This window comes from Streptomyces sp. NPDC107521, from assembly GCF_055598485.1.
In genome coordinates this window covers 39,698-56,539 of sequence record NZ_JBVKAT010000006.1, presented here as the reverse complement: position 1 = coordinate 56,539, position 16,842 = coordinate 39,698, and the positions used below count along the sequence as shown (strand labels likewise).

General features: G+C 74.5%; 16 protein-coding genes. 13 read left to right on the top strand and 3 right to left on the bottom strand.

Annotated features, from left to right (window positions below; genetic code table 11):
* The first annotated feature begins 78 nt into the window (after positions 1-78).
* A complete protein-coding gene (locus tag ACZ7LB_RS11505; RefSeq protein ID WP_471467255.1) occupies positions 79-774 on the top strand; it encodes a hypothetical protein in 696 nt (231 codons plus the stop codon).
* 195 nt (positions 775-969) lie between these two features.
* Here ACZ7LB_RS11505 and ACZ7LB_RS11500 read toward each other — a convergent pair whose 3' ends face one another.
* The 3 genes from ACZ7LB_RS11500 to ACZ7LB_RS11490 all read right to left on the bottom strand — a co-directional run bounded on the left by ACZ7LB_RS11500 (position 970) and on the right by ACZ7LB_RS11490 (position 4,934).
* Complete coding sequence (locus ACZ7LB_RS11500) at positions 970-2,220, bottom strand: hypothetical protein (protein WP_471467253.1); 1,251 nt, start codon at positions 2,218-2,220, stop codon at positions 970-972.
* Positions 2,221-2,427: 207 nt separating this feature from the next.
* A complete protein-coding gene (locus tag ACZ7LB_RS11495; RefSeq protein ID WP_265295877.1) occupies positions 2,428-2,937 on the bottom strand; it encodes a SigE family RNA polymerase sigma factor in 510 nt (169 codons plus the stop codon).
* 275 nt (positions 2,938-3,212) lie between these two features.
* On the bottom strand, positions 3,213-4,934 hold the full coding sequence (locus tag ACZ7LB_RS11490; protein ID WP_471467251.1) for a chitinase: 1,722 nt from the start codon (positions 4,932-4,934) through the stop codon (positions 3,213-3,215).
* A 450-nt stretch (positions 4,935-5,384) separates the two neighbouring features.
* On the opposite strand from ACZ7LB_RS11490, the gene ACZ7LB_RS11485 reads away from it, so the two are divergent.
* The 12 genes from ACZ7LB_RS11485 to ACZ7LB_RS11430 all read left to right on the top strand — a co-directional run bounded on the left by ACZ7LB_RS11485 (position 5,385) and on the right by ACZ7LB_RS11430 (position 16,834).
* On the top strand, positions 5,385-6,236 hold the full coding sequence (locus ACZ7LB_RS11485) for a hypothetical protein (RefSeq protein WP_471467609.1): 852 nt from the start codon (positions 5,385-5,387) through the stop codon (positions 6,234-6,236).
* A 75-nt stretch (positions 6,237-6,311) separates the two neighbouring features.
* Positions 6,312-7,019 carry a Flp pilus assembly protein CpaB gene (cpaB, locus tag ACZ7LB_RS11480; RefSeq protein ID WP_471467250.1) on the top strand — a complete coding sequence of 236 codons (708 nt, stop codon included), beginning with the start codon at positions 6,312-6,314 and terminating at the stop codon, positions 7,017-7,019.
* An 8-nt stretch (positions 7,020-7,027) separates the two neighbouring features.
* Positions 7,028-8,290 carry an AAA family ATPase gene (locus ACZ7LB_RS11475; RefSeq protein WP_471467249.1) on the top strand — a complete coding sequence of 421 codons (1,263 nt, stop codon included), beginning with the start codon at positions 7,028-7,030 and terminating at the stop codon, positions 8,288-8,290.
* Between the two features lie 353 nt (positions 8,291-8,643).
* On the top strand, positions 8,644-8,970 hold the full coding sequence (locus ACZ7LB_RS11470) for a pilus assembly protein (RefSeq protein ID WP_471467247.1): 327 nt from the start codon (positions 8,644-8,646) through the stop codon (positions 8,968-8,970).
* Position 8,971: 1 nt separating this feature from the next.
* Entirely contained in the window at positions 8,972-9,364 is a 393-nt protein-coding gene (locus ACZ7LB_RS11465) for a TadE/TadG family type IV pilus assembly protein (protein ID WP_471467246.1), read from the top strand.
* 39 nt (positions 9,365-9,403) lie between these two features.
* The gene (locus ACZ7LB_RS11460) at positions 9,404-10,741 is read left to right on the top strand and encodes a CpaF family protein (protein ID WP_471467245.1); all 1,338 of its coding nucleotides are present in this window, start codon (positions 9,404-9,406) and stop codon (positions 10,739-10,741) included.
* A gap of 9 nt (positions 10,742-10,750) precedes the next feature.
* Positions 10,751-11,695, top strand: a complete 945-nt coding sequence (locus tag ACZ7LB_RS11455; protein WP_471467244.1) for a type II secretion system F family protein — start codon at positions 10,751-10,753, stop codon at positions 11,693-11,695.
* A gap of 13 nt (positions 11,696-11,708) precedes the next feature.
* Positions 11,709-12,596, top strand: coding sequence for a DUF5936 domain-containing protein (locus tag ACZ7LB_RS11450; RefSeq protein ID WP_471467242.1), 888 nt, complete (start codon positions 11,709-11,711; stop codon positions 12,594-12,596).
* A gap of 1,073 nt (positions 12,597-13,669) precedes the next feature.
* The gene (locus ACZ7LB_RS11445) at positions 13,670-15,022 is read left to right on the top strand and encodes a sensor histidine kinase (protein ID WP_471467608.1); all 1,353 of its coding nucleotides are present in this window, start codon (positions 13,670-13,672) and stop codon (positions 15,020-15,022) included.
* Positions 15,023-15,048: 26 nt separating this feature from the next.
* Positions 15,049-15,915, top strand: coding sequence for a response regulator (locus ACZ7LB_RS11440; RefSeq protein WP_471467240.1), 867 nt, complete (start codon positions 15,049-15,051; stop codon positions 15,913-15,915).
* A gap of 101 nt (positions 15,916-16,016) precedes the next feature.
* Positions 16,017-16,214 (top strand): Flp family type IVb pilin, encoded by a 198-nt coding sequence (locus tag ACZ7LB_RS11435; protein ID WP_471467607.1) that lies wholly within the window; start codon positions 16,017-16,019, stop codon positions 16,212-16,214.
* Entirely contained in the window at positions 16,211-16,834 is a 624-nt protein-coding gene (locus tag ACZ7LB_RS11430; protein ID WP_471467606.1) for a pilus assembly protein TadG-related protein, read from the top strand. The genes ACZ7LB_RS11435 and ACZ7LB_RS11430 overlap by 4 nt, the downstream gene beginning before the upstream one ends.
* Positions 16,835-16,842: the final 8 nt, after the last annotated feature.

Sequence of the window (16,842 nt, the reverse complement as noted above, 5' to 3'; positions counted from 1 at the left end):
GCGGGCCGCGGGTAGGGGTCTGATAACGATGACGGGCCCGACTGTCTCCGGCACAGGATCGTCGACCATACTGCCCGCGTGGAGCAGCGCATAGAGTCGAGCAGCCAGCCCCTGAACGGCGCCGGGTCCGACCCGGCCTTCATCCCCGGGCTCACCGCGCCCGGGGTGTCCGGCGCCCCGGAGGCCGCGCGTCCCGGGACGGCGGAGGTGACCGGGGAGGACGCCGCCCCCGGCGGTCCGGAGGCCGGTGCGGCCGAGCCCGACGGCGGTGCCGCGGAACCGGAGTCCGAAGCGGTGGAGGGCCCGGCCTTCGAGGCGGCCGACCGCCGCGCGCGGATCGTCGCGGACCACCGGGGCGTCCGGCTCGCCCTGGACGACCAGGAGTGCGAGTTCCGCTGGGACGAGATCGGCGCCGTCGAGACCGAGACGGCCCGCTTCGGCAAGCGGTACACCGTCACCGTGCACACCCCCGACCGCCGTTGGTACCCCATCGAGGTCGAGGCGCCGTCCCGGAGCCGCTTCAAGGACTGGGACGCGGCCCTGGACGAGGTCCTGGACGCCTACTTCGAGGACGGAGCGTCCGACACGGACGGGAAGGCCGACGGGACCGCGGACGCGGCGGAGGACGGGGCCTCCGGCAGGGCCGACGCCTCCGTGACGGACAAGGCGTCGGCCGAGACCGCGGCGTCCGCCCAGACCGGGACGTCGGCCGAGACCGCGGCGTCCGCCGAGGACGGTGCCTCCGGCGGGACCGGGGGCGCCTCGGAGAAGTAGGCCGACGCCGCGTCAACGCCGGGGCTTGGCACGTCACTTCGGCAGGGGAGAGGCGGGCCCGGGGCCCGGACGGGGCCCGGTACCGGAGGCCGGTGAGGGGGCCGGGCGCGTGCCCGGCCCCCTCACGGCTGCCGGGAGGGCGCCCCCGCGGTGGACGCCGGGCCCCGCCGGGCGCCGCTCCCGCCCCGTGCCGCGCTACAGCAGCGCGTCCCACTCCGGGCTGAGCGTGATCGCCTCCAGTTGCGCCATGGTCAGGGCCGGGGTGTCCCGGGTCGCGGCCCCGTGCTGCGTATCGGAGTTGAAGGCGCTGACGACCACGCGCAGTCCGCCGGGCCGCAGCGTGTCGGCCGTCCACTGCACGACACCGGGGCCGCCCTTCTCTCCGGGAGCCTTCGAGGTGAGGACGAGGGAGCCGTCGGGACGGGGCTCGGCCGCGCCCTCCTCCCACCGGTCGCCCTCGGTGCGCGGCTGCACATTGACCTGGACGAGGCTCCGGCCCCGCCCGTCCTCCACCACGACATGGGCGAACTCGGTCTCCTGGGCGCCCTTCGCGACCACCTTCGCCGAGCTGGGCAGCAGCCGGGTGAGCGTGGCGCGGACCGCCTCGCCCGGGACCGACGGGGGCGCCGGCGGACGGGTGCCGCCCTGCTTCGCCGGGTCCGGCAGGGTGTCCGCCACGCGGCGCCACACCCCGGCGGTGACGACCTTCCTCAACTGCGCGGTGCTCAGCGGAGGTTGGGGCCGACTGACGGGGGAGCCCTTCTCGGCGGGGGAGTTCCACTCGCTCAGGGAGATGTGCTGCCCCCGGGCGGTGACCAGATCGGCGCTCCACCACTTGGTGTCCACCCGGCGGTCGGGGTACTCGTACCCCTGGAACACGGTGAGCACCGAGCCGTCGGGCAGCCGTTCGGTCACGCAGGCGTCGTGGGGGGTGAAGGCCCGGTCGGGGCACCGGGTCGCCTCGCGGACAGCGGCGCTGCCGGGCTCCAGCCGGGCGAAGCCGATGCCGACGGCCGCCGCCCCGTGCCCGTCGTCCAGGACGAGCCGCGCGTGCGGGGGCGTCCGCGCGCCGGTGCCCTGCGCCTCCTCCCCGCTGAACCGCGCCCGCGGCAGCACCGCCTTGAACTCCCTGAGGAGGTCGCCGGAGGTGAAGGCGGCGGGGGCACGCCCGGGCCGGGCGGCGGGCTCGGCGGCGGCGGACGTCCGGTGCGCCGCCCCGTCGTCCGGGCCGGTGCCGGGCAGCACCAGCGCGCCGCCCACCCCGATCAGGGCGATCCCGGCCGCCCCGCCGAGGATCCCGGCCCGGCGGCGCAGCGCGGCCCGGCGGCCGAGGCTCCGCCCGGCGGCGACCAGGGCCGCGCGGTCGGTGTCGAAGCCGTCCCCGGCGTCGCGCAGCGCGCCCGAGAGCCGTTCCTCGAACGGGTCCTTCGGCGGAGTTCCGGACATGGTGAACCACCCTTTCCACACGGTGCTGGAGACGGGTTCCGCGCGGAACCCGGAGTTACGGACGGACGGAGACGGACGAAGACGGACGGGGACGGGTGAACGGCGGCCGGACGGAGGGGGCCGGACGGGAGGGGTCCGGGCGGCGGCGGGGCCCGGCGGCGGGGGCCCGGTGGACGGGCGCGGTACGGGCGGCGGGGCCCCCGGCGCTCAGGGCCGGACGTACTCCGCCAGATCCTCGCCCAGCAGGTGCCGCAGCCGGCCCAGCGCGCGCACGCACCGGGTGCGGACGGCCGCCGAGCTGACGCCGAGGACGTCGGCGGCCTGCTCCACCGAGCGGTCCTCCCAGTAGCGCAGGACGATCACCGCCCGGTCCTTGGGCGGCAGCCGCGAGAGCGCGTCCAGCAGGGTCAGCCGCAGTGGCGCGTCCCCGCCCTGGGCGCCGGGCAGGTCCGGGAGCACGTCGGTCACCCGCTCCCCGCTGCTGCGCCGCCGCTGATGGGCGAGGAAGACCCGGGTGAGGACGGTCTGCGCGTACGCAGCCGGGTTCCCGACCCGGGAGACCCGCCCCCAGCGCACGTAGAGCCGTCCGAGGGTCTCCTGGACGAGGTCCTCGGCGAGATGGGTGTCCCCGGCGGTGAGCAGGCACGCGGAGCGGTACAGGTGTCCGGCCCGCGCCGCCGCGAACTCGGCGTACTCGTCCGCCCGTGCCTGCCTCATCCGCCGCGCCCCCCATGAACCGTTCCCCGGTCCGCCGTGTCACTGCCTTCACTTCACTGATGCGGTGGGGCGCGGGAAATGTTTCACATCCCCGAAGGGCCGCGCGCGGGGCACGGCGGCGGGCGGTCGCGGGACGGACGGAGGGGGCGGACGGCTGCGGGGCGGGCCGGGGCCGGGGGGAGCGGGCGCCGGGTGCGCGGGGCGGCGGGAAAACGGACCGGCCCCCGGTCCGCCGTGGAGGCGGGCCGGGGGCCGGGGGAAGTACCGGGCCGGAGTTACGGCAGCGCGTGGACGTGCGCGCCGACGCTGTTCGACCAGGCGTTGCCGGAGGTGGCGTCCCAGTTGGTGGACCAGGTCATCGCGCCCCGGAGGTTGGGGTAGGTCTTCGACGGCTTGAAGTTGCCGCAGCTGGTGCCCTTGGTCAGGCAGTCGAGGGCGGCGTTGACCACCGACGGGGAGACGTAGCCGCCGCCCGCGGCGCGGGTGGAGGCGGGCAGGCCGAGGCCGACCTGGGAGGCGTCCAGACCGTTCTCGAGCTGGATGCAGGCCAGCGCGGTCAGGAAGTCGACCGTGCCCTGGGAGTAGACCTTGCCGTCACAGCCCAGCATCGCGCCGCTGTTGTAGTACTGCATGTTGACGACCGTCAGGATGTCCTTGACGTTCAGCGCGGTCTGGAAGTAGCCGCCCTGCTTCGACTGCATGTCGATCGTCTGCGGGGCCATGGTCAGGATCATGTCCGGGCCGGCCTTGGCGGACAGCGCGTGCAGACCCTGCGACATGTACGTCGGGTTGATGCCGTTCTCGAGGTCGATGTCGACGCCGTCGAAGCCGTACTCCTGCATCAGGGCGTACGTCGAGTTGGCGAAGTTGGTCGCGGAGGAGGCGCTGTTGACCGAGATGGTCCCCTTCTCACCGCCGACCGAGATGATGACCTTCTTGCCGGCCTTCTGCTTGGCGCGGATGTCGGCCTTGAACTGGTCGACGGTGTAGCCCTTGAGGCCGGCGGTGTCGAGGTTGAAGGTGATCCCGCCCGGCGTGCTGGTGGCGTCCGCGAAGGAGACGGCGATGATGTCGTACTGGTTCGACACGTCCGAGATCTTCTGGACGGCGGCGCCGTTGTCGAAGTTCTGCCAGTAGCCGGTCACGATGTGCTTGGGCAGCTTGGAGTTGCCGGTGCCGCCGCCGTCGTCCGGGTCCTTCGTGCGGGCCGAGACGGCCGCCGACTTGGCCGACTCGCCGACCGAGTTGGTGGCGGAGACCTGGAAGGAGTAGGTCTTCGAGGCGTCCAGGCCGCTCACGACCGTCGAGGTGCCGGAGACCGAGGTGATCTTGGTCCCGTCCTGGTAGACGTTGTAGCCGGTGGCGCCGGTGGCCGCGGTCCAGGCCAGGGAGACCGACGACGAGGTGGTCGCCGAGGCGTTCAGGCCGGCCGGGACGGACGGGACGACCGGGTCGGTGTCACCGCCGCCGCCCCCGTCGGGGCCGTACACGGAGAAGTCGTCGACGTAGTAGGCGGACTGGCCGTACCAGCCGTGGGTGTAGACCGTCACGGAGGTGGTCGACGCGCCGGTCTTGAAGCTGGTGGTGAGCTGCTTCCAGGAGGTGGAGCCCGGGTCCCAGGTCGAGACGTCCGTCGTGCCCGTCCCCGTGACGCCCAGGTAGGCGTAGCTGCCCTGGTACCAGGCGCTCAGGGAGTACGTGGAGTTGGGCTTCACCGCGACGGTCTGGCTGCAGCGGGCGTTGTCCTGGCCGCTCGGCGTGGCCTTCAGGGCGCCGGTGCCGGTGCGGGCCGGGGTGGAGACGGCGGCGCCGCTGTTGGCGGAGCAGGTCCAGCCGCTCAGACCGGTCTCGAAGCCGGCGTTCTTCGCGTTGTTGACGTCCGCCGCCGACGCCTGGCCGACGGCCGTGACCGTGAGCGCGAGAGCGGCGGTGATGGCTCCGGCTCCGTACCGGATCCGGTTCCGTCGTCGTCCATGCCGTCTGAGTACGGGCTCCACTGAGGCCTCCGGGGGGAAAGGAGTTGGTGGGGAGAGGTATTGGGGACGGTGGCCACCGCTGACGTACAAGGTGGTCCAGACCAATTGAAGTGTCAAGGGGTTGGTCCGGACCAACATGGTCGAACTTTCCCGGACTTGGCGGTGGCCGGGCGGGATGCGCCCGGACCGGGTCGGCGGACGGGCCGCGCCCCGCACCGCGCGGCGGCCGGGTCCGGTGCGGCGGCGGACCCGGCGGTGCTCAACCTGTCCCGGTTTGGCGCACCTTGTACATCACAAGTTGTTCTTCTGCTGGAGAAACGGTGTTCTCGCGCCAGAGCGGCGTGGATACAGTGCTCACGTAGTCACGCAGTGAAGTCGTCCGGGTGTGCCGGAGCAGCACCGGTGGACCGGCGGGCATGGGGAGACGGGGAGCCGCGCGTGCCACCTGCGATTGCCGTGACCGGTGCCGACATGGCACTGCCGCCACTGGACGAACGGACCCTGCCCGCGGTCGTGCTCCAGGACGCCGGCAAGCGCCCGCTGGAGGAGGTCCTGGACGAGGTCCAGGGCCTCGTCGACCAGCACGGGCACCTGGTGGTGCTCTGCCCGCCGGGCGCGCCCGTCGCCCTGGAGCGTCGCCTGCACACCGTCCGGTCCCTGCTGGAGAGCGACCGGATCGCCCTGTTCCGTCCGCCCCTGCCGCCGCTCGGACTGGCCGTCCTGGCGCGCCAGTTACGCCAGCTCGCCTCGTGCGACCTCGGCCCCGGCGTCCTCGCCTCCGCGGGCCGCCTGCTCACCCACTACATCCACTCCGGCGCCCTGCTCGGCTCCGTCGCCCGGCTCGACCACGTCCCCGTCGGCCTCAAGGCGCACGCCAAGTCCTGGATGCCGGGCAGCCAGTTCGCCGTCGTCGCCCACCCCGAGCCGCAACTGGTGCGCGTCGGGCCCGGCGCGGCCCTCACCGGCCCCGAGTACGCCACCTCCCTGCTGGTGGCCGAGGGCCCGCTCCCCTCCGACTGGGTCACCGGCACCCTCGCCCCGTCCTGGAAGGTCCAGGGGGTCCTGGAGACCCCGCTGCCGGACAGCTCGCCGCGCTGGTGGGGCACCGGACGGATGACCGAGTTCTGCGCCTTCCTGCCCGACCTCTCCGTCCTCTACCAACTGGTCACCTCCGTGCGGCGCGGCACCTGCCACTGGTGCGGCATCGACGTCATCGGCGACCGCTGCGTGTTCTGCTCCGCGACCCCGCCGCCCCCCGACGACCCGGGCACCGCGTCACGGCACGCCCCCGGCGGCCGGACGAGACGCGCGCTCACCGGCTGACCCGGCGGCCCCCGAGGCACCGTCCCCCGTTCTCCGTCCCGGCTCGACCGATCCCCCAATGAGGTTGCACGGCCCATGAACTCCCGTCAGCGCCGCGGCGTCATCCTGCTGATCCTGTCGGTCCTCTGCGCCCTCGGCGCCTTCGTCGGCGTGCTCTCCGTGATCGACGAGGTGAGGTCCGAGGTCGGCCCCGAGGTCACCGCGTACCGGCTGAAGACCGAGGTCAAGCCCTACACGGCGCTGAGCGCCGGCCAGTTCGAGAAGATCCGGATGCCCGAGCGGTGGCTGTCGCGGAACGCGGTCACCGACCTCTCCGAGATACGCGGCAGGATCGCGGTGACCACGCTGCGCGAGGGCTCGCTGCTGCAGAGCGACATGATCGTCGACCAGCCCGCCCTGCGCCCCGGCCAGCAGGAGGTCGCCATCATGATCGACGCGGCGACCGGGGTGGCCGGCAAGATCACCCCCGGCTCCTCGGTGAACGTGTACGCCACCTTCGAGGGCAAGCGGGAGGGCGACCCCGCCCAGTCGAAGATCATCGTGACCAACGCCCAGGTGCTCGACGTCGGCGAGATCACCGCCCTCGACCCCGACGAGGACAGCCGCGGACGGGGGCCCGCCGACGCGGTCCCCATCACCTTCGCCCTCTCCGCCCTCGACGCCCAGCGCCTCACGTACGCCGAGTCGTTCGCGAAGCGCGTCCGGCTCGCGCTGGTGGCGCCCGGCGGCGACACCACGGTTCCCGAGAAGGACCGTACGTACGAACTCGCGAAGGACAGGTGACGGGCCGCATGCCCACGAGAATCCTCCCGGCGGCCGGGGACGCGGACGCGGCGCGGTCCCTCTCCGCGCTGCTCGCCCGGCTCCCGGACGCCGAACCGGTGACCCCGGTGGCCGACTCCACCCAGCTCGTCGACACCCTCGCCCGGCTCGCCGCCGAGTCCGTCGACGAACTGCCCGAGGTGGTCGTCGTCCACGAGCGGATCGGCCCCGTCCCCGCGCTGGAGCTGATCCGCGAGGTGGCCCTGCGCTTCCCGGCCGTCGGCGTCATCCTCGTCACCTCCGACACCGGGCCCGGACTCCTCCAGGCCGCCATGGACCACGGCGCCCGCGGCCTGGTCACCCTGCCCCTCGCCCACGAGGAACTCGCCGCCCGGGTAAACGCGGTGGCCCAGTGGTCGGCCGGGGTCAGGCGCCATCTCGGCGGCGGCGGTGACGGCCCGGCCGGCGCCGGCGGCACCGTCGTCACGGTCAGCGGAGCCAAGGGCGGCGTCGGCACCACGCTCGTCGCCATCCAGCTCGCCCTGGCCGCCCAGGCGTCGGGACGGTCCACCGCCCTGGTCGACATGGACCTCCAGACCGGGGACGTCGCCGCCTACCTCGACGTGCAGTTCCGGCGCTCCGTCGCCGACCTGGCCGCCATCACCGACATCTCGCCCCGGGTCCTGGCCGACGCCGTCTTCCGGCACGACAGCGGGCTCGCCCTGCTGCTCGCCCCCGGCGAGGGCGAACGCGGCGAGGAGGTCACCGACCGCGCCGCCCGCCAGATCGTCGCCACCCTGCGCTCCCGCTACGAGGTGGTCGTCGTCGACTGCGGCGCCCAGATGGGCGGGGCGGGCGCCGCCGCCGTCGAGACCGCGGACCGGGCGCTGCTGGTCACCACGCCGGACGTGCTCGCCGTGCGCGGGGCCAAGCGGGCGGTGCGGATGTGGGACCGGCTCCAGATCCGCAAGGCGGAGGAGACCACCGTCGTCGTCAACCGCCACACGCGCGGGACGGAGATCCAACCCGCCCTCATCCAGCGGATCACCGGCACCGGTGTCGCGGACACCACCGTCCCCGCCCACTTCAAGGAACTCCAGGGTGCGGTCGACGCCGGGCGCGTCCACGAACTCGACAACCGCGGCACGGTCAAGCAGGCCCTCTGGACCCTCGCCGCCGAACTGGGGCTCACCAGGAGCGCCCCCACGGGCCACCGCACCCCCGGCCGGGCCCCGGCCGCGCGGCGCCGCCGCAAGGAGGGCCGCAAGGAGACCAAGGAGAAGCGGACGTGAGCGGGCCGGGGGGACGGGAGGACGACGGCGCGCCCCGCCGGACCGCCGGTGCCCCGCCGCCCGTCCGGGGCACCGCGACGGCCGCCCCGGACGGCCCGGGGGCCTCGGCCGGTCCGGGGGCCGGGAGTCGCCCCGCGAGGGGCCGGTGGGCCCGGCGCGCCGTGCGCGTCCGGCCCGCTCCGGCGTCCGCCCACGGCGCCGTCCCGGCGTCCGCCCACGGCGCCGTCCCGGCGTCCGCCCACGGCGCCGTCCCGGCGTCCGCCCACGGTGCCGTTCCGGCGACCGTCCTCGGTGCCGTTCCGGCGCGGCGGCCGGTACGGGACGCCGGGCAGGTCGCCGTGGAGTTCGTGGGGATGCTGCCCGTGATCCTGCTGACCCTGGCCGTGCTCTGGCAGCTCGTGCTCGTCGGGTACACCTACACGCTCGCGGGCAACGCCGCCGACGAGGCGGTCCGGGCCGGCACCGCCGCCTCCCGGGGAGCGCGCGGGGGCGCCTGCGCCGACGCCGGCCGGGACAAGCTGCCGAGTGCGTGGCGGGGCGGCGCGGGCGTGGAGTGCGCCACCGGGGACGGCCGGGTCACCGCCAGGGTCGAGCTGAGGGTGCCGGTTCTCTTCCCCGGCGCCGGGGGCCCGCTGACCGTCCAGGGGCACGCCGGTGCCGTCGAGGAGGTGGACGACTGACATGCCGTACCTCCGCACCCCCCGCGCGGGGGAGAAGAGGGGCCGGGGCGACCGGGGCCAGGCAGCCCTGGAGTACCTCGGTTTCCTCCCCGTCCTGATCATCGTCGCCCTGGCCGCCGTACAGCTCGGCCTCATCGCCTACACCGCCCAGCAGGCCGGCACCGCCGCCCGGGCCGGTGCGCGCGGTGCCTCGCTCCAGCGCGGCGCCCAGGCCGAGTGCGCCGCCGCCGTCAGCGACTGGCTGGCCGACGGCACCAGTTGCGGGGCGAGCGAGGGCGGCGGCGAGGTCACCGTGACGGCCACCGTCGCCATCCCCTCCGTCGTCCCGGGCTGGGACTTCGGCCCCGCCCGCAGGACCGCCACCATGCCCCTGGACCACCGGGCGGGGGAGTGACGTGGGGCACGAGGAACAAGAGCGAGGAGCACCGGACGCATGAGCCTGCGCGCGCGCATCCACACGCCCGAGGAGCACGGCGGCCAGGGCGGCGACGGACATCTGGTCGCCTCCTACCGGTCCAAGCTCATGGAGGAGATCGACCTCGCCGAGATGGGCTCCCTCGCCCTGGCCGAGCGCCGGTCCCGGCTGGAGCGCGTCCTCGGACACATCATCAGCCGTGAGGGACCCGTCCTCTCCACCGCCGAACGCGCCCAGCTCATCCGCCGGGTCGTCGACGAGGCGCTCGGGCTCGGCATCCTGGAACCGCTGCTGGAGGACCCCTCCATCACCGAGATCATGGTCAACGGCCCGGACGCCATCTTCGTCGAGCGCGGCGGCCGGGTCGAACAGCTCCCGCTGCGCTTCGCCTCCGACGACCAGCTCATGCAGACCATCGAGCGCATCGTCTCCACCGTCAACCGCCGCGTCGACGAGTCCAACCCCATGGTCGACGCCCGGCTCCCCTCCGGCGAGCGCGTCAACGTGATCATCCCGCCGCTCTCCCTGACCGGCGCCACCCTCACCATCCGCCGCTTCCCGCGCTCCTTCACCCTCCGCGAACTCATCGGCCTGGGCTCGCTCGACGAGCAGATGCTCCACCTGCTGGCCGGGCTGGTGCAGGCCCGCTTCAACATCATCGTCTCCGGTGCCACCGGCACCGGGAAGACCACCCTGCTCAACGCCCTGTCCGGCCTGATCCCCGAGTCCGAGCGCATCATCACCATCGAGGACTCCGCCGAACTCCAGCTCCAGCAGGCCCATGTGATCCGGCTGGAGTCCCGGCCGCCCAACGTCGAGGGCAAGGGCCACGTCACCATCCGCGACCTGGTGCGCAACTCGCTGCGGATGCGCCCCGACCGCATCGTCGTCGGCGAGGTCCGCGGCGGCGAGTCCCTGGACATGCTCCAGGCCATGTCCACCGGCCACGACGGCTCCCTCGCCACCGTCCACGCCAACAGCGCCGAGGACGCCCTGATGCGGCTGCAGACCCTGGCCTCCATGTCCGACGTGGAGATCCCCTTTGCCGCCCTGCACGACCAGATCAACAGCAGCCTCGACGTCCTCGTCCAGCTCACCCGCTTCGCCGACGGCGCCCGCCGCGTCACCGAGATCGCCCTCCTCGACAGCCACGGCGGCGAGCCGTACCGGATCACCACCGTCTCCCGCTTCCACGCCCGGCCCATGACCCCCGACGGCCGCGTCCACGGCGGCTACCGGCACCATCCGCTGCCGCGCCGCACCGCCGACCGCCTCCACATGGCGGGCCAGCCCGTCCCGCAGGCCTTCGGAGTGGCCCACACCCCGGACCAGCTCGCCACCCGAGAGGCCAGGTAGGTACCGCCGATGGAACTGGACACCCTCGTCGGCCTCACCACCGGCGTCACCCTGCTCGCCTGCCTCCTCGGCGTCGTCGGGCTGCACGTCCACGCCTCCGGCCGGGCCCGGCGCGCCGCGCTGGTCGACCGCCTCTCCGCCACCGGGCAGACCGCCGGGGGCGGCCGGCGGCGCCGCTTCAGCGCCCTCGACCGCCGGCTGCGCCGCACCCGGTCCGGCCGACGGCTCGAACGGCGGCTCGCGGCGACCGGACTCGACGTCACCCCCGGCGAGTTCACCGTCTGGATGCTCGCCGCCGTCGCCGGCCTGTGGCTGGTGGGGCAGGCCGCCCTCGCGCCCTTCTTCGGCCCCATCGCCGGGCTCCTCGGCATCTGGGCCGCCCTCCAGTTCCTCAACTGGCAGCGCCAGAAGCGCATCGAGAGGTTCATCAACCAGCTCCCCGAACTGGCCCGCATCCTCGCCAACGCCACCCAGGCCGGCCTCGCCCTGCGCACCGCCATCGGCATGGCGGCGGAGGAGCTGGAGGCCCCGGCCGCCGAGGAACTGGGCAAGGTCGCCTCCCAACTGGCCGTCGGCGCCTCCCTGGACGACGCCCTCGGCGAACTCGCCGACCGCCTCCCCTCCCGCGAACTCGTCGTCCTCGTCACCACCCTCGTCCTGTCCAACCGGGCGGGCGGCCAGGTCGTGGGCGCGCTGCGCAACCTCACGGAGACCCTGGAGGAGCGCAAGGAGACCCGACGCGAGATCCGCACCCAGCTCTCCCAGGTGACGATGACGTCCTACGCCGTCCCCGTCCTGGGGGTCGGCTCGTTGCTCCTGATGAACGGGGTGAAGGACGGGGCGCTGGAGCGCATGACGGGATCGGCGGCCGGGCAGGCCGCCGTCGTCATCGCCTTCGGGCTCTACGCCGTCGGCTTCGTCCTGATCCGCCGCCTGTCCCGCATCGACGTCTGAGGGGAGAGACACCATGGCGTACCTGCTCGCCCTGCTGATGGGCCTCGCCGTCTGGGGCGCCTTCGCGGGCGTCCGCATGTACCGCGCCGACGCGAAGCTCCCGGACGACCTCGCCCTGGCCCTGGAGGTCGGCGCCACCCGCACCGGTGCCGTCGGCTCCGTCATCGACCGCATAGGCATGCGCCACGCGCCCGCCGTGCTGCGGCTGATGGGCCCGGCCCGGGTCGCCCGCTACCGCCGCCGCATCGACCTGGCCGGCAACCCCGGCGGCCTCACCATCGACCGCTACGCCGCCCGCCGCGCCGTCTACGGCTTCCTCGGCGGGATCGGCTTCCTGGTCTTCCTGCTGCGCGGCCAGTACGTCGTCGCCCTCCTGCTGCTGGCCTTCGGCGCGTTCTGGACGGAGGTGGGCATCTGGTCGGCCATCCGCATCCGCAAGGACGTCATCGAGCGGACCCTCCCCGACTTCCTCGACGTGCTGGCCGTCGTGGTCGGCGCCGGGCTTGGCTTCCGCCAGGCGCTGGAACGGGTGTCCACCCGCTACGAGGGCCCCTGGGCGGACGAACTGCGCATCACCCTGCGCCAGATGGACCTCGGCGTGAGCCGCCGCCAGGCCTTCGCCGAGCTGCGCCGCCGCAACGACTCCGAGCAGGTCGCCATGTTCGTCACGGCGCTCCAGCAGGGCGAGGAGCTGGGTGCCCCCATCGTCGACACCCTGGTGTCCCTGGCCCGGGACATGCGCCGCACGGACGCACAGAACGCCCGCCGCAAGGCGGCCCGCGCGGTGCCCAAGGCCACGATGATGATCACGACGTTCATGGTCCCGGCCACGATGATCCTCCTCGGCGCGGGCCTGATCCTGGGCTCGGGCACGGACTTCGGGACGATCACGGGGGAGTAGAGCGGGGGCGCCGGTCCGCCGGAGCCGCCGGGGCCGCCCGGAGGGCGCGGCCGGGCCTTCGGCGGGCCGGGGTGGGGGTACCCGGGGGTGTGGGTAGAACCCGGACGGGGCCCGGGGCCCGGGGCCGGTCCCCGGCGCAGGGGGCGGGTCCCCGGCGCAATGGCGGGAGCGAGAGCGCTCCGGGAGGTGGGCGGGATGTCCGGCCCGGTGCCGGACGGGAACGGCGTCCGGCCGGGGGTCGGGGGCGAACGGCTTCCGGTACCGGTGCCGGGGGACGAACGGCTTCCGGCAGGTGCCGGGAGGGGACGGTGACGGGCGGCCCGGGCGGGATCCGGGCGGGCCGCCGGGGGAAGGGCAGGCGCGGCGCCGGGACGGGAACCACCGGCACGGCGCCGGAAGGAAGCGGGACCGGCCTCGCGCCGGAAGGAAGCGGGACCACCGGCGCGGTGCCGGGGCCCGGCAGACGGAGCGGAACGGACGGAGCAGGGGAGGACGGACGGATGGCGACCACGAACCCGCCGGCGCGGCCACGGACGGTCCAGGAGCCGCCGCGCCGGTCCCTCCGCTTACCGCGCCGCCGCCACCGCGACCCCCACCCGCCCCCCGGAACTCCGGGGGACGCGGGGGCGGCCGGAGGGCCCGGGGCCCCCCGGGGAGCCGGGGCGCTTGGGACGGGCGGGGCGTCCAGTGTCCCCGGTGCGTCAGGTGCGTCAGGTGCGTCAGGGGTGGTCGAGAGGGCCGAGGGGACCGGGGCGGGCGGGCCCTTCGCCGTGCTCGAAGGACGGGCCACGGCTCCCGCACCCGGCGCGGAGGACGGGCCGGTGGCGGAGCGCGCCCCCGGCACGGAACCGACCCCGGGATCCGGCCCCGCGGCGGCCGCGCCCTGCGGCCCAGCGCCGACCGCGCCCCCTGTGCCGGCCGCGCCCTGCGCACCCGCCCCCGCGTGGACGTCTCAAGCGCCCTTCGCCCTCGCGCCGACCGCCCAGGCACCCACCGTCCTCGCGCCGACGCCCCAGGCACCCACCGCCCCCGCTCCGACCGTCCAGGCGCCCTTCGCTCCCGCCCCCGTACCGGTGGCGCAAGGGGCCCCCGGCTCCTCCGCACCGGGGAGCGACGGGGCACCCGCCCCGGCCGCCCCCGCCATCCCCCTCCAGGTCAACGCCCTCCAGGCGCTGTGCCGCCAGGTCTTCGGCTTCCGGCTGGCCATGATCGCCCTCGCGGCCCCCTCCGCCCTGCTCAACGCGAGCCCCGGTCTGAGCACCCGTCTGGTCGGCGCCGCCGTCGTCCTCACCTTCATGGGCTCCTACGTCCTCTTCCGCGACTGGGAGCGCTTCGGTCCCCTGCTGCTGCGCCACCCGTCCCTGCTGGCCGCCGACACGGCCTTCGGGGCCCTGCTCCTCGTCTCGGCGGGCCCCGGCAGCACACTGGCCTACGTCGGGGTCTGCACCCCGCTCCTCGCGGGCCTGGTCTACGGGTGGCGCGGCGCGGCCGTCTTCGCCTCGCTCCAGTCCCTGGTCCTGTTCCTCGTCCAGATCGCGCTGCGGGACCCCCGCCCCTCCCCGGCGGAATCGCTGCTGCTGCCCGGCCTGTGCGTCATCGCCGGGGCGGTCGGCTCCAGCCTGCGCGGCCTGCTCCTCCGGTTCGGCGCGGCCACCGAGGCGCTGACCGCCGTGCGGACCCGGCTCGCCGCCGCCGAGGCGGTCGCCGCCGAACGCGCCCGGCTGGCCCGCGAACTGCACGACTCGGTCGCCAAGACCCTGCACGGCGTCGCCCTGGCCGCCGAGGGACTGGCCGCCACCGCGGCCCGCGACCCCCTGGACCCCGGCCCGGCCCGCCACCAGGCGGAGCTGGTCGCCCGCTGCGCCCGCCGCGCCGCCGCCGAGTCCCGCGAACTCCTCACCGACCTGCGCCACGAGTCGGACCCCGCCCGCGGCACCGACCTCGCGGCGGAACTGGCCGCCAGGACCGACGACTTCACCGCCCGTACCGGACTGCCCGTCGTCCGCGGCCCCCTCGGCACCGCACCGCTCCCGGCGATGCCCCCGGCGGTGGCCCGCCAGCTCCTCCTGATCGCCGCTGAGGCCATGGAGAACGCCCACCGCCACGCCGGTCCCACCCGTGTCGTCGTCCGCGCCGGCGTCGACGGCGACCAGGTGAGCGTCAGCGTCCACGACGACGGGCGCGGGCTGCCGCCGGGGACCACCCTCGGAGAACTGCGCAGGACCGGCCACTTCGGTCTGGTCGGCATGGTCGAACGGGCGGCCTCGGTGGGTGCCCGCATCCGCGTCGGCCGGGGCGGGCACCCGAGGGGCACGGAGGTCCGGGTGGACCTCCCCCTCGCGGCCCTGCCCCCGGCTCCGCCCGCGTCCGCCCCGCCACCCGCACCGCCCGCACCCGCACCGCCCGCGCCCCCGGCACGGCCTTGACGCACCCGACAGGAGAGGAGGCCCCTGTGCCCCCCGACGACGGCACGGCCCGTGAGGGGAACCCGCGCCACCCCTTCCCCGCCCCGGCTCCGGCGGCCCCGCTGAGGGTCGTCGTCGCCGACGACAACCCGGTGGTCCGCGCCGGTCTCACCGCGCTGCTCTCCGGCTGCGCCGGCCTCACGGTCGTCGCCGAGGCCGCCGACGGCCGCGAGGCGTGCGAGGCCGCCCACCGGCACCGCCCGGACGTCGTCCTGCTGGACGTCCGCATGCCCGACGTGGACGGCATCTCCGCACTTCCGTACCTGGTGGGCGTCGCCCCCGTCATGATGCTGACCTACAGCGGGGAGGCGGAGACCGTCCGGGAGGCGCTGCGGCGGGGAGCGGGCGGCTATCTGGTCCACGGCGAGTTCACGGCCGAGGAACTGCTGACGGCGGTGCGGGACGTCACCCGGGGCCGCCCCCGCTTCACCCCCACGGCGGCGGGCGCCCTGCTCAGCCAGCTCCGCGGGACACCGGCAGCCTCCCCGGGAGATGCGACTGCACACGCACAAGAATCACCAACACGGCCCAATTCACCGCCGTTTCGGTCAAGTACGCCCTCCACTCTTTCGCAAATGCAACCGCCTGTGGGACAGTCGGCCCCTGACGCTCCCGACAGGGCGGCATTCCATCTGAGCACGAGGGAGGCGGAGATCATGGACCTCATCGCGGCCGGCATGAGCAACCAGCAGATCGCCGCCGCGTGCTTCATCAGCGAGAAGACGGTCAAGAACCACATCAACCGCATCTTCGCCAAGCTCCACTGCGCCAGCCGCTCGGCCGCCGCCGCCACCTGGCTCGGCACCGCCCCGGCTCGTTCCGCCCGGGGGGTGAACGACGGTGAACCTCGTTGATTGGGCCCGTGGTTGGGCCCAGGGACCCTTACTCCGCACCCCCGCCCCGGCCTACCCTCCCCGAGATGAAGCGGGCACCGGCCACCCTGAAGGGGAACACCATGAGCAACTGGTTCCACACCACCGCCGCGTACCTGCGCACCCGCGCCGCCCGCGACGACAAGGGCCAGACGGCGGTGGAGTACCTGGGCATCATCGCGGTGGTGGTGGCGATCGTCCTGGCCATCACGGGAACGGACATCGGGCAGTCGATCTTCGACGCCATCACGTCGAAGATCGGCGAAGTGACCGGAGGCTGACCGGAGGCCACGGTCGCGGTCGCAGCCGCGACGACGCAGGGCAGGCGTTCCCCATCTACATCATGGTGGTGGGAGGCCTGCTCTTCCTTGCCCTGGTCTTCCTCGCCGTCGGCCAGGCGGCCACGACCCGCTCCAGTGCCCAGACGGCGGCGGACGCCGCGGCGCTCGCCGCGGCACTGGACGCCAGGGACCAACTGGCCGGCGAGTGGCTGCTGAACGTACGGGAACCGGATGCGTGGCGGGACATCTTCCGCGGCGACGCGCCCGTGCACAATGCCTGCCGCCGTGCCCACGAACTGGCGGCACGCAATGACGCGAGCGTGACGTGCAGCCCGGTCGGCCTCCTGGCCTACCGCGTCGTGGCGACGACCAACAAGACCGTCGGCGACACCATCGTGCCGGGCACGGAGAACCAGAAGGCGCGGGAGACCGCCACCGCGGTGGTCGAGTCCCGCTGCTCGTTCGAGCCGACGGCCGAGGACGCCGACGAAGAGGCGCTGCCCAAGCTCACCTGCGAGGGCGACGAATGGGTTCTCGAGGCGGACGATCTCTCGGAGCTGCCGAGGCCCGAGGATCTCTTCGACGTCCACCTGTCCGACAGACAAGCCAACGACGAGTGATGAAGGAA

Bases quoted from the DNA above. Each gene is read 5' to 3' on its own strand.
- ACZ7LB_RS11470 (WP_471467247.1), top strand. From the start codon at position 8,644: ATGCTGCCCGTGATCCTGCTGACCCTGGCCGTGCTCTGGCAGCTCGTG.
- ACZ7LB_RS11435 (WP_471467607.1), top strand. From the start codon at position 16,017: ATGAGCAACTGGTTCCACACCACCGCCGCGTACCTGCGCACCCGCGCC.
- ACZ7LB_RS11450 (WP_471467242.1), top strand. From the start codon at position 11,709: ATGGCGTACCTGCTCGCCCTGCTGATGGGCCTCGCCGTCTGGGGCGCC.
- ACZ7LB_RS11500 (WP_471467253.1), bottom strand. From the start codon at position 2,220: ATGTCCGGAACTCCGCCGAAGGACCCGTTCGAGGAACGGCTCTCGGGC.
- ACZ7LB_RS11495 (WP_265295877.1), bottom strand. From the start codon at position 2,937: ATGAGGCAGGCACGGGCGGACGAGTACGCCGAGTTCGCGGCGGCGCGG.
- ACZ7LB_RS11475 (WP_471467249.1), top strand. From the start codon at position 7,028: ATGCCCACGAGAATCCTCCCGGCGGCCGGGGACGCGGACGCGGCGCGG.
- ACZ7LB_RS11485 (WP_471467609.1), top strand. From the start codon at position 5,385: ATGGCACTGCCGCCACTGGACGAACGGACCCTGCCCGCGGTCGTGCTC.
- ACZ7LB_RS11460 (WP_471467245.1), top strand. From the start codon at position 9,404: ATGAGCCTGCGCGCGCGCATCCACACGCCCGAGGAGCACGGCGGCCAG.
- cpaB (WP_471467250.1), top strand. From the start codon at position 6,312: ATGAACTCCCGTCAGCGCCGCGGCGTCATCCTGCTGATCCTGTCGGTC.
- ACZ7LB_RS11465 (WP_471467246.1), top strand. From the start codon at position 8,972: ATGCCGTACCTCCGCACCCCCCGCGCGGGGGAGAAGAGGGGCCGGGGC.
- ACZ7LB_RS11455 (WP_471467244.1), top strand. From the start codon at position 10,751: ATGGAACTGGACACCCTCGTCGGCCTCACCACCGGCGTCACCCTGCTC.